The organism is Candidatus Trichorickettsia mobilis (genome assembly GCF_034366785.1).
In the GTDB taxonomy this organism is placed as follows: Bacteria; Pseudomonadota; Alphaproteobacteria; order Rickettsiales; family Rickettsiaceae; genus Trichorickettsia; species Trichorickettsia mobilis_A.
Window position 1 is genome coordinate 1,289,259 of sequence record NZ_CP112932.1, and the last position, 11,837, is coordinate 1,301,095.

At 34.1% G+C, this 11,837-nt stretch carries 10 protein-coding genes; 5 read left to right on the top strand and 5 right to left on the bottom strand.

What is annotated here, in order from left to right:
- Positions 1-153: 153 nt before the first annotated feature.
- The 3 genes from Trichorick_RS05980 to Trichorick_RS05990 are packed head-to-tail and all read right to left on the bottom strand — an operon-like array spanning position 154 to position 4,124.
- Entirely contained in the window at positions 154-1,095 is a 942-nt protein-coding gene (locus tag Trichorick_RS05980; RefSeq protein WP_323738091.1) for an L-threonylcarbamoyladenylate synthase, read from the bottom strand.
- On the bottom strand, positions 1,095-3,221 hold the full coding sequence (glyS, locus tag Trichorick_RS05985; RefSeq protein WP_323738092.1) for a glycine--tRNA ligase subunit beta: 2,127 nt from the start codon (positions 3,219-3,221) through the stop codon (positions 1,095-1,097). Before glyS ends, Trichorick_RS05980 begins: the two co-directional genes overlap by 1 nt.
- A 21-nt stretch (positions 3,222-3,242) precedes the next feature.
- The gene (locus Trichorick_RS05990; RefSeq protein ID WP_323738093.1) at positions 3,243-4,124 is read right to left on the bottom strand and encodes a glycine--tRNA ligase subunit alpha; all 882 of its coding nucleotides are present in this window, start codon (positions 4,122-4,124) and stop codon (positions 3,243-3,245) included.
- A gap of 172 nt (positions 4,125-4,296) precedes the next feature.
- Between Trichorick_RS05990 and Trichorick_RS05995 the strand changes: the two genes are divergently transcribed.
- The 3 genes from Trichorick_RS05995 to Trichorick_RS06005 all read left to right on the top strand — a co-directional run bounded on the left by Trichorick_RS05995 (position 4,297) and on the right by Trichorick_RS06005 (position 6,277).
- Positions 4,297-5,166 carry a cation diffusion facilitator family transporter gene (locus Trichorick_RS05995; RefSeq protein WP_323738094.1) on the top strand — a complete coding sequence of 290 codons (870 nt, stop codon included), beginning with the start codon at positions 4,297-4,299 and terminating at the stop codon, positions 5,164-5,166.
- 168 nt (positions 5,167-5,334) lie between these two features.
- Positions 5,335-5,748, top strand: coding sequence for a DUF2660 domain-containing protein (locus tag Trichorick_RS06000; RefSeq protein WP_323738095.1), 414 nt, complete (start codon positions 5,335-5,337; stop codon positions 5,746-5,748).
- A gap of 4 nt (positions 5,749-5,752) precedes the next feature.
- Positions 5,753-6,277 (top strand): cytochrome b, encoded by a 525-nt coding sequence (locus tag Trichorick_RS06005; RefSeq protein WP_323738096.1) that lies wholly within the window; start codon positions 5,753-5,755, stop codon positions 6,275-6,277.
- Positions 6,278-6,586: 309 nt separating this feature from the next.
- Here Trichorick_RS06005 and leuS read toward each other — a convergent pair whose 3' ends face one another.
- Positions 6,587-9,118, bottom strand: coding sequence for a leucine--tRNA ligase (leuS, locus tag Trichorick_RS06010; RefSeq protein ID WP_323738097.1), 2,532 nt, complete (start codon positions 9,116-9,118; stop codon positions 6,587-6,589).
- Between the two features lie 8 nt (positions 9,119-9,126).
- On the bottom strand, positions 9,127-9,645 hold the full coding sequence (locus Trichorick_RS06015; RefSeq protein ID WP_323738098.1) for a DUF3576 domain-containing protein: 519 nt from the start codon (positions 9,643-9,645) through the stop codon (positions 9,127-9,129).
- A 240-nt stretch (positions 9,646-9,885) separates the two neighbouring features.
- Here Trichorick_RS06015 and Trichorick_RS06020 point away from each other — a divergent pair, with 240 nt between their 5' ends.
- Positions 9,886-10,848, top strand: coding sequence for a magnesium transporter CorA family protein (locus tag Trichorick_RS06020; RefSeq protein ID WP_323738099.1), 963 nt, complete (start codon positions 9,886-9,888; stop codon positions 10,846-10,848).
- 172 nt (positions 10,849-11,020) lie between these two features.
- Entirely contained in the window at positions 11,021-11,833 is an 813-nt protein-coding gene (coxB, locus tag Trichorick_RS06025) for a cytochrome c oxidase subunit II (protein ID WP_323738100.1), read from the top strand.
- Positions 11,834-11,837: the final 4 nt, after the last annotated feature.

Sequence of the window (11,837 nt, forward strand, 5' to 3'; positions counted from 1 at the left end):
CATTGGTCATGCTGAACTCGTTTCAGCATCTCGTCAGGAATTCACAAGATGCTGAAACGAGTTCAGCATGACAAACATTTTTTTAACTTTTCATTTATGAGAAGTATATACATTAGCAATATTACATAATCAAACGTAATTTATATAAAATATCTAGCAAAAAGCTGCTCGTTTTAATCGATCGTTGATCGCAAGACCTATACCGTGATTTGGAATTGTAGCAACTGCAATCTGAGTGATGCTGTTATTTAGCGAATAATTATCTAATATTCTTAGGAAATTATATAAATTAGCTGCTGCCTCAGTCATATTGCCGGTTTTACTCAAATTTATCGTGTAGGAGCCGTCTAAATTACTATTGCCGAAATTTAACCCTATTTCGTTAGCAGTCATATTATCAGCATTAAGACGCAATTTGGTTTTGGGTGCATAATGTTTATCTAACATTCCTGGTGCTTTGATTACGTGTTGTGGCGGTAGTAGATTTATTATTTTTTTACCTAAAGCTAATTCTATTGTTTCAGGAGTAATAAAACCATAGCGTAAGATTGTGGGAGTAGCAGTAGTAGTATCAATGATAGTAGATTCTAAACCTAATATTGCCAAAGGATTATTGTCATTAATTACAAAAACCTCAGTATCGGCAAAATCAGTAGCTACATGCCCAGCATTAGTAGCACTAATATAGCCTGAAGGATTAGCACTCGGAGCTGCAATGGGACAATTAGTTAGATCTATTAATTGACGAGCAAGATCATGAGCCGGAACTCTAATGGCAATAGTCGATAGTCCAGCTAATACTGAGTTAGCAATGCGATGCCCTGGTTTTAGTGAAACTATAATAGTTAGTGGTCCTGGCCAAAATTGGCTTAAAGTATAAGCATCTTCATTAAAATGAGCGATAGATTCTGCTTGGGCAATATTTGTAACATGTACTATTAAAGGGTTGATCTGTGGACGATTTTTTATTTGAAAGATTTTTTGTACTGCTTGTTCATTGGTAGCATCTGCTCCAAGCCCATATACCGTTTCTGTTGGAAACGCAACAACTCCACCTTGTTTGATGATGTTTGCTGCTTTTATTAATTCGTACATTATAGATAATCAAAATTAGCTATTTGTAGAAATAGTTGCTTAATATTATATAAAAGCGATAAGCGATTATGACGTAGTTCAGGATTTTCATCGTTTACCAGTACCTTATCAAAAAAATTATCAAGATATGGAATTATTTTAATGAGTAATTCTAGGTTTGTAGCAAAAGTCATCGTTAGTGCCTCGGCAATTTTATTTAGGGCCTCGTTTAACTCGACTTCTGCAGTTGTTTGCAATAATTTTGGTTGGATTGCTGTGTTAATAAAATTATTGTCTAATATATTATTGATCCTTTTATATGCTGAGATCAAAGCTTGTCCTTCATTACTGCCAGTAAAAGTTTGTAAAATTTCAAGTTTTACTGCAATAGTTAATAAATCTTGTTTGCGAAGATCTAATACAGCATTAATTAAAGCAAGATCATATTGTTCTTTGAAATAAAATTTGACTCTTTCTTGTAAAAACTCGATAAATCCAGAAAAATTACTATCATTAATATTTAAAATCTCAAATATTTTTGATAAATCTTGTGAGTTTATTGAGAACTTATTAGTCAAGATGATTCTAATAATCGCTATTGCATATCTTCGAAGAGCATAAGGATCTTTTGAACTAGTTGCTTTTTCTCCAACGGACATTAGAGTAATCAGACTATCTAGTTTATCTGCAAGAGCTAGTTGTGCTGCCATACTAGTAGGTACATTGTCTGATAATCCTTGTGGTTTATAATGATCTCTGATTGCAATTGCTATTTCTTCGTGGAGGCCGGCAGATTTTGCATAATAATATCCCATGATGCCTTGCAACTCTGGAAATTCCTGTACCATTTCTGAAACTAGATCAGTTTTACATAGTTTAGCAGCTATTTGTAAATCCTCATTAGACCTCTCCGGAAACTCAATTTCTGATGGTAATTTTTTCGTCAAAACTAGGCTCCGTTCCTCACGTATGTCTATATACGCTGGGGTACTCGACTTCGTTTTCCCTAAAAATTCCTCATCATAAATAAGTTTCCGAAGAGGTCTATTTTTTGGAAAAAGATAATTGCAGATTTGTGCAACTCGTTCACTTTTATCAAACATGCTGCCAAGCTTTGCGTGAAATACGGTTTGCTTAAGTTGCTTAGCTTTATGTTCAGCAGTTGTTTTTAAATCCTGTTCATAAAAATATAAAGCATCAGATAGTCTTGCAGACAATACTTTTTCATTACCAGCAATAATATTATCTTGATATTGTAATAAATAATTATTGCTGACAAATAGAAAATATGGCGCAAAATTACCGTTTTTATCAAAGGCAGTAATATATTTTTGGTGGGTTCGCATTGAAGTAATTAAAACTTCAGGCGGTAATTTTAAAAATTTAACAGCAATTGTCCCAATCATCACCGTTGGATATTCAATCAAGCCTGTTATTTCTTCTAGTAATTTAGGATCATGGTTCAGAGTGAGATCAAAACGCTTAGTTAGCTCCTGCAATTGCTCTTCGATCATTTTTTTGCGCTCAAATCCGTCAATTATAACTTTATTTTGTGCTAATCTTTGTTGGTAATCCTCAAAAGATTGAATATTTTCTAATTTACTCTTCGATAGAAATTTATGTCCGTAAGTATAGTCATTAGCAGTCAAATGAGCTAGTGTTATAGGTAGTAATTGACGATCAAGAATACATAAAATATTAGTTAATGGCCTAACCCATGCGAGCGAATAATTATTCCAATACATCGATTTTGGCCAGGAATAACTGCTAATGGCTTTAGGCAATAACTCAAGCAACAGCTGCTTTATTTCAATTATCTGTTGTTGTTTTTTATGAATATAAAATGAATTATGCGGAGCTAGTTGTTCTTTGGTAATTGAGTGAGCTTTGCAAAAACTTGCGATTACTGATTCACTAGCATCAAGACGTGGCCCTTTAATTTCCAGTATTTTTGCTGGTAAAGTTTTTGGTAAGCCGGTTACATATAATGTAATACGACGTGATCCTGCAAAAACTTTTAAACTATCAAATGCTATTTCATTATCTATAAAAGTTTTGGTAAAAATTTCTAGATAACTCGTTGCAGCTGCTGTTTGCATTAGTGCTGGAATTTCTTCGCTTAGTAGTTCTAGTAATAATTCACTCATATGTATACTCCATGAAATGTACTATTGAGCATTTTGTTCTAGTTCAAGCCATTTAACGCAACATTGTTTAGCAAGATCACGAATTCTTGCAATATAAGAAGCACGTTCAGTGACACTAATTGCTCCTCTGGCATCGAGAATATTAAAAAAATGGCTGGCTTTAATGCAATAATCATAAGCAACTATAGGTAATTCTTGCTGAATCAGATTTTGAACTTGTTGTTCACTATCTTTAAACTGATGACGCAAGAATTCTACATCGGCAACTTCTAAATTGAATATTGAAAACTGTTTTTCTGCTGCAAAATCAATTTCACCATAAGTTAATTTATACTCATCCGTTCTACCATTCCAATTTATATTCTTTACCTCATCAATTTCCTGAATATAAAGAGCTAACCGCTCTAAACCATAGGTAATTTCACCGGCTACCGGTCTACAGTCAATGCCGCCTATTTGCTGCATATAAGTAAATTGTGATACTTCCATACCGTTACACCATACCTCCCAGCCACGTCCTGCAGCACCAAGAGTTGGTGATTCCCAATCATCTTCAACAAATCTAATATCATGTTCGGTTAAATTAATGCCGATTTCTTGCAAGCTGTTTAAATATAATTCTTGAATATTATCTGGTGATGGCTTTAAAATAACTTGGAATTGATAATAATGCTGCATGCGATTAGGATGATTTCCGTATCTGCTATCTGTTGGTCTCCTGGACGGTTGGACAAAAGCAACATTCCATGATTTCTGGCTTAAGGTTCTAAGTACGGTCGCTGGATGAAAAGTACCAGCTCCCATCTCAAGGTCATAAGGTTGGAGAATAGCACAACCATGATGATGCCAATAATGTTGTAGAGTTAAAATAATTTCCTGGAATGATAAAAATTTGTTGTTCATAAATAATATTACTAAAATATATATAGAGCTGAATGAGGCTAATTATATAACAGTTCGCTGATGAAAATGCAACAATTGCAAAAAACTCTGTTATGGTTTAGGGATAGTTGTAAACATATGACGTATTATTTGTGTTACTCTATTAAAATAGTTAAGATCATAAAATATAAAAATGCCACCAGCTAATTCGCATCATTTTCCAGCAAAAGTTTCACATAAAACCATGGGGTTAATTACTTTCTTGACGTTTAGTGTCGTGATAGGTGAATTAATAGTTGGGTATCTGGCTAATAGTTTAGCGGTGATTTCAGACGCGGCTCATAATTTTGCAGATGCAATTGCTGTTGCAAGTTCGTGGTATTCAATGTGGATTGCAGAAAGCCCTGTGACGGCTAAACGTACATTTGGTTTTCATCGAACTGGAATTATTGCTACATTTGTTAATGCCCTTATTTTAATCGTAATGGCATTGATCATTTGTTATGAAGCTTATCATCGTTATCTCAATCCAGTTGCAGTGGAAGGGATGGTGGTGATTATTGTGGCATTTTGTGCTGCAAGTGTAAATTTATTTAATGGCATGTTATTACATAAAGCTTCAAAAGAAGATATTAACATTCGCAGCGCTTTTCTACACATAATAGGAGATGTAGCTACTGCTTTTGGAGTAGTGGTAGCTGGTATTTTTATAATGTTAACCGACATATCGATTATTGACCCAATAGTATCTTTTATCGTTGGAGTATTTATATTATGGAGCTCAATAGGGTTGTTAAAAGATTCTGTTGCAGTATTAATGGAAGGGACACCGTCTAACATTAATATAGAAGAGTTAGAGCAAGCTATTAATAGTACCCCGGGAGTAGTGCGTTGTTATGATTTGCATGTGTGGGTTATTACCTCTGGCTTTATTGCTTGCAGTTTTCACCTGGTTACTGATAAACATACTTTAAAAGATAGTCAAACTGTGCTAAGAAGTTTAGAACAGGAATTGGCGACTAAATTTAATATTACTCATACTACGATTCAAATCGAAACATAGGTATAAAACTCGGTGAAAATTGAGAATTGCGTTGTCGTATCTAAAGATCTGCGTTCCTCACGTACTTAAGTACGCTGCGGTACTCGACTTTGATACTCCTAGCACTTCTTCAATTTTGACCTTCGTCTACCTTCACTACGTAGATTAAAACAAGATGGAGAATATATAATGGATATTATTAATAATATTGGTATTATGAATATAGTTCTTGGTATAGTTGGGCTTATATTGATTGTAGTATTTTTTGTAAAAAGATCAGGCGGTGCTAGGGGGCAAAAAGTAGTAGATAGCAATAAAGAGGCCCAGTCTGCGGCATATTATCAAAAGAAGCAAAATAATGATCAAAAACTGACTCTCCAAGAGAAATTAGAGTTATCATGGAAGTTTTTATATGAAATCACTGAGATAGTAGTAAATAAATTTTCACCACAAGATAGACAAACAGTACAAGAAATAGGTAAGAATCTAGCAGAGGGTGGAATGAAATATGATCATGTTATTGATTTAGGTATTAAACCAGAAGTTAGTAGAGTGCAGAATCTAGAACAGGAGAAAAAACAAGATCAAAGTATAGGAAGATAAATTTATGATTAAGAATACAAGAGATGAGTATGGAATAGTAGCGAAATTATTACATTGGGCAATTGCTGCAGTTATATTAGGAATGATAATAGTTGGTTTTGTGATGTCTGGTATGGCTAGTTCTGAATTAAAATTTCAAATTTATGGCATCCATAAAGCTACTGGGGTAATGTTGTTGTTTTTTATTTTCTTAAGATTAATTTGGAAATTAATTAATGTTAGTGTAGTTGTTGAGATGCCTTTATGGCAGCACCTTGCAGCAAAAGCAGGTCATTTGTTGCTATATTTATTAATGTTTGCAATGCCAATTAGCGGCATGTTAATGTCATTAATGAGTGGTCATGATATAAGTATTTATGGGTTTTATACAATTAAAACAATAACCAAGAATGAGTTAATTGGCAAAACCTCATGGATGTTACACGGTTATTTTGCATGGGTTTTTGTCGGAGTAATTGTAGCACATGTCTTGGCTGCGCTATATCATCATTTTATAAGAAAAGATAATGTGTTGAAAAATATAATCTGATAGATATTCGGTGTAAACAAACGCTCACGTCATCCCAAGCTAACACAGTCATCCCAAACACCTAGTGTCATCCCGAACTTGTTTCGGGATGACACTAGCTGTTCGGGATCTGATATATTCTCACGAATTGCGGAGTCATTAGATAGTGTTCAATGAACCGTGTAAATTAAAGTAAGATTCGTCTGAGCTGATGGCTAAAGCCCGAAGCAATCCAGGAATGAATCCCAAGGACTTAAAGACTAGATTGCCACGCGAACTGACGTTCGCTCGCAATGACATTTTTGCTAAAATCCGTGAACGCTCACAACTCTAAACTACAATATTTATTATCTTTTGTGGAACTATAATAATTTTTTTAATTGCAAGTCCAGTTATATGTTTTTGTACTTCAGGTAAATTTATCGCCAAATTTTTTATCTCTTCCTCAGGAGTCGCATTTGCAATATCGCTGACAGCCCGTAATTTACCGTTCACCTGTATAGCAATAGTGTAAGTGGCTGATACCAAAAATTTTTCATCAAATATCGGCCAATTAGTTAAATAAAGTGGAGTAGTGTAGCCAAGAATCTGCCATATTTCTTCAGCATAATGTGGAGTAAAAGGGTTAATCAATTGAATTAAAACAGTATAACCTTCTTTTATTAGTTGAATATCAGTTGTACTAGCCGCTAGCTCATCTGATAATTTATTAAATAATTCACGGATATGAGCGATAGCTTTATTTAATTTGAAATTAGCTATCTCATCAGTAACTTGCTTGATAGTGTAATGAATTAAACTTCGTAAGTTAGAGTTAGTGTCAACTGAATTTATGTTTATGCTAGATTGCTCTTTTAATGTAATTTCATTACACATATTATATAATCTGGTAATAAACTTGGAACAACCTTCAAGTCCATTAGTAGACCATTCTAAATCTTTTTCCGGAGGGCTGTCAGATAATACAAAGAGACGCATTGCATCTGCTCCGTACTGTTTAAGCATAGATTCTAAATCAACGACATTCTTCTTTGATTTACTCATTTTTTCTACTTTGCCTAAAAATACTTCAAGGCCGCTTTCCTTATGAATAAGCTTGCTATCTTTTTTAACTACTTCGTCCGGATATACCCAATTACCTTCTATGTCTTGGTAAGTAGCGTGTAATACCATACCTTGTGTTAATAGACTGGTAAAAGGTTCGCGTATATTTACATACCCTTGTTCATTCATGATTTTGGTAAAAAATCTGGCATACAATAAATGTAGTACTGCATGTTCAACACCACCAATATACTGATCTACCGGCAACCAGTAATCGCATGCAGTACGGTTAGTCATTTCTGATGCTGATGGATCGCAATATCTGGTAAAATACCATGATGATTCAAAGAAAGTATCAAAAGTATCAGTTTCTCTGACACTTGAGCGATTACATTTTGGGCACTCAACATGTTTCCAGCTTGGATGATTAGAAAGTGGATTACCGCGACCATCAAAGATAACATCCTGAGGCAAAGTAACCGGCAGTTGATCATCTGGTACTGCTACTGGGCCGCAGTTGGAGCAATGAATAATTGGAATAGGGCATCCCCAAAAACGTTGTCTCGATACTCCCCAATCTTTTAGGCGATAATTAGATTTACGTTCACCAGATTGTAATTTTTCAAGTTCAGTAATTATTTTTTCCTTTGCTTCTGCAAGATTTAGTTTGTTCAGTAAATGAGAGTTTATCATTACTCCGTCACCAGTATAAGCTTCTTGATCAACGTCAATTGTAATACCAGCTTTATCAATCACTTGCTTAATCGGTAATTGTAGAAATTTAGCCAACTCATGATCACGTTCATCATGTGCTGGACAACCAAAAACTGCGCCAGTTCCATAATCAGCTAATACATAATTGGCAATAATTATTGGAATTTCTATTTTTTTATCTAAAGGGTGTATGGCATGAAGTCCAGTAAATATTCCTTGCTTTTGGACTTTGTCAATAGAATTTGCTCCATGATCCAGTAGAGAACACTGGGTAATAAAAGCTTTAAACTGGTCATCAGATTTAATAGCAAGCGTATTAGTTAATGGGTGATTATAAGCAATTCCAATAAAACTAGCACCAAAAATAGTTTCAGGTCGCGTTGAAAATACTTCAATTGATTCGTTTAGCTCTTTAATTTTGAATTTGATCTGAGCACCAATTGATTTACCAATCCATTTTTCTTGCATCACTCGCACACTTTCCGGCCATTGTGACAAGTTTTTGATCTCGCTTAGTAATTCTTCAACGTAATTGGTGATCCTTAAGAACCATTGTTTTAGATAACGTTTTTCAACAACAGCGCCACTGCGCCAACCTTTACCGTCTACTACCTGTTCATTAGCCAGTACGGTTTGGTCTACCGGATCCCAGTTCACTATCGATTCTTTCTGGTAAGCCAAACCTCTTTCATATAGTTCAAGAAAAAATTTCTGTTCATGTTTATAATAATCAGGAGCGCAACTAGTAATTTCTTTCGACCAATCATAAGACAGGCCTATCGACTTTAGTTGATCACGCATGGTTGCAATATTATTATAAGTCCATGTAGCTGGATGAGCATTATTGCTAATAGCGGCATTTTCAGCCGGTAAACCAAACGCATCCCAGCCCATAGGATGCAATATATTATAGCCACGTGCCCTCATAAAGCGTGCAAAACAATCGCCGATCGCATAGTTTCGTAAGTGACCTACATGAATTTTTCCGGAAGGGTAGGGCAGCATTTCAAGAACATAATATTTTGGCAGTTCTTTGTTAATATCTGCTGTAAAAGCTCCTTGTTCTTGCCAAATTTTCTGCCATTTATGTTCGATGTTTTTCATATTATTTATTATTCCTTGCGTTCAGATTGAATATATAATTCTCGTGCACGCCTTAGAATTTTATCCTCTAGTACGGGAGCTAAATCTGAGGGTTTGTCATTTTGAGTCCAATTGCCGTTTTTTAATGTTTTAGAAAAAACCTTAACTTCAATGGCATCTGGACTAATTACTGTGTCTTTAATAAATAAATTAATCTTAAAACTAAATTGTGGTTTGTTTTTTGGACTATACCATTCAGTGATAATTACCCCGCCAGTACTATCAATTGCAGCAAGTGGTGCAAAATTTAAAGTTTCAATGGCAGCTTGCCATAAATATTTGTTTACAGAGCCAACTGAGTTTTTGGTAGATTCATTTTTAATCTTACCTGGTGCAAATACAATGCCGTCGCCACCTAACATTGAACCCATTTCCTCTGCTTTTCTTTCTTCTCTTGTTTTAGGGTAATTATCATTTGTGGCTAAAAGGTTATTAGCAAATGAGCAGATAAAGAAAATGATTAGGAGGCAATATGAAATGTTTTTCATAGTATATGTTATGGGTTAGTTAGAGCCTTAATATAAAATAGTACGTATGGTTAGTCAAAAGGAAAAAGCAAATTAATGATGTTCTTCCTCTCTGCCCATTAAATAACATAAAAGCCTCAAAAATATTAACATTACATATTATTTGTTGGATAAAACATAATTAGCAATTGTAGCGACTATTAGTTAATTATATAACTTAGGTTAGTCCATGACCTTTAAATTAGAAAGCCAAGATTAGTAATGATTATCACATATTTAAATCAAGATAATGCACTTAAGAAAAGTGAGAATTATGTTCTCAATGAGTCAACAATATGGATAGATTTATTTAATATTTCCGACGATGAAGAAAGATTGGTCGAAAGCTTTCTTGGTATTGATGTGCCAACTCTAGAAGAAGTAAAACAGATTGAGGTTTCCCGTAGATTATATGTTGAAAATGAGGCGTTATATATAACTACTGTACAATTAACTGTTGCTGAAAGTGATGTTCCTACTACTCATTCTATAACCTTTATTCTTCATAAGCACCGCTTAATCACTGTTCGTTACACTGAACTCAAAGTTTTTAGTGTTTTTGTTAATAAATTAGGTAAACAATTAATTAATTGTTATTATACAGCAGACGATATTTTTTTAGAATTATTTCGAAGTATAGTAGAAAGATTATCTGATATACTTGTATCCATTCGCGAAGAAATAGACAGTTGCAGTAAAAGGATATTTACTAAAAGTATACCAAACGAAAAAGTAGAATATCGTGAAGTATTAGAAAGAATAGGGTATAATGGAGACTTGCTCTCGAAAAGTCGTGAAAGTTTGGTCTCTTTAATGAGAGCGGTACACCATGTTTTGCAATCTTCGGATTTTTGTTGTGATGAACAAAAAATGATTTGCCTAAAAACTATCTTTACCGATATAAATTCAATTAGTGACTTTGCTCACTTTTTATCTGGAGAGCTAAATTTTATTTTAGACGCAACTCTTGGAATGATAGCTATTGAACAAAATGATATTATTAGAATTTTTTCAATAGTTGCTGTACTATTTTTACCTCCTACTTTAATAGCAAGTATTTATGGTATGAATTTTGATTTTATGCCTGAATTAAAGTACCATTATGGCTACCCAATAGCTATATTATTGATGTTACTTTCAATATTTTTAACTTATAAATTTTTTAAAAATAAAAAATGGATGTAGGCTCTGTGATAGTGTCTCCATGTGTGCTCTTGTCTTATAACTGGATTGCTCCGATCATAAATGGCCTTGCAATGACTGGTATTACTCAAGCACTAAGGTAAAGTGTTTTAGTGCTTTGTTGTCAGAACAAAATGCTGTATTATTTAAGTGTTAAGTATTAATTTTGGAAATTATGAGAATTATAATAGCTTTATTAATTGTTACTTTTAGCGTTTCAGTACTGGCTTCTGAGCCATTACCATGGCAAATGCTATTACAGCCAGCAGCAAGTCCAATCATGGAAGAATTAAATTGGCTGCATAATTTTCTGCTTGCAGTATGTGCCTTTATAGTATTTGTGGTACTAGCGCTTTTGGTTTATGTGTGTATTAAATTTAATGCTAAAGCTAATCCGATACCGGCAACATTTTCTCATAATGTTTTGATAGAAGTAATTTGGACTGTCATTCCAGTAATAATTCTTATAGCTATAGCTATTCCGTCTTTTCGTATTTTACGTATGGAGAATGAGATGCCTCCAGCTGAAGTTACTATTAAAGTAGTTGGCTATCAGTGGTATTGGAATTATAGTTACCCAGATCATGACAATATTGGTTTTGATAGTTATGTGATTGCTGATGATAAGTTAAAGCCAGGTCAAAGGCGATTATTAGAGGTTGATAATCGCTTAGTGATTCCAGAAAATACTATTGTGAAATTTTTAATTACTGCAGCTGATGTAATCCATAGCTTTGCTGTACCAGCTCTTGGTATTAAAACCGATGCGGTGCCGGGTCGAGTGAATGAAACTTGGACCAAAGTGACTAAAAAAGGAGTTTATTATGGACAATGCTCAGAATTATGTGGTGTAAACCATGGGTTTATGCCAATTGCACTTGAGGTGGTAAGTAAGGATGAATTTGATCGTTGGTTAATTCAAGCAAAAAGTAAATTTTCTAGTAATAATATTAACACTAAGATTAAGATAGCGGGATCCACAAATTAAGAGG

What these genes read in the sequence shown, in the direction of transcription:
- Trichorick_RS05980 (WP_323738091.1), bottom strand. Translation starts at nt 1,095, where the DNA reads ATGTACGAATTAATAAAAGCAGCAAACATCATCAAACAAGGTGGAGTT.
- glyS (WP_323738092.1), bottom strand. Translation starts at nt 3,221, where the DNA reads ATGAGTGAATTATTACTAGAACTACTAAGCGAAGAAATTCCAGCACTA.
- Trichorick_RS05990 (WP_323738093.1), bottom strand. Translation starts at nt 4,124, where the DNA reads ATGAACAACAAATTTTTATCATTCCAGGAAATTATTTTAACTCTACAA.
- Trichorick_RS05995 (WP_323738094.1), top strand. Translation starts at nt 4,297, where the DNA reads ATGCCACCAGCTAATTCGCATCATTTTCCAGCAAAAGTTTCACATAAA.
- Trichorick_RS06000 (WP_323738095.1), top strand. Translation starts at nt 5,335, where the DNA reads ATGGATATTATTAATAATATTGGTATTATGAATATAGTTCTTGGTATA.
- Trichorick_RS06005 (WP_323738096.1), top strand. Translation starts at nt 5,753, where the DNA reads ATGATTAAGAATACAAGAGATGAGTATGGAATAGTAGCGAAATTATTA.
- leuS (WP_323738097.1), bottom strand. Translation starts at nt 9,118, where the DNA reads ATGAAAAACATCGAACATAAATGGCAGAAAATTTGGCAAGAACAAGGA.
- Trichorick_RS06015 (WP_323738098.1), bottom strand. Translation starts at nt 9,645, where the DNA reads ATGAAAAACATTTCATATTGCCTCCTAATCATTTTCTTTATCTGCTCA.
- Trichorick_RS06020 (WP_323738099.1), top strand. Translation starts at nt 9,886, where the DNA reads ATGATTATCACATATTTAAATCAAGATAATGCACTTAAGAAAAGTGAG.
- coxB (WP_323738100.1), top strand. Translation starts at nt 11,021, where the DNA reads ATGAGAATTATAATAGCTTTATTAATTGTTACTTTTAGCGTTTCAGTA.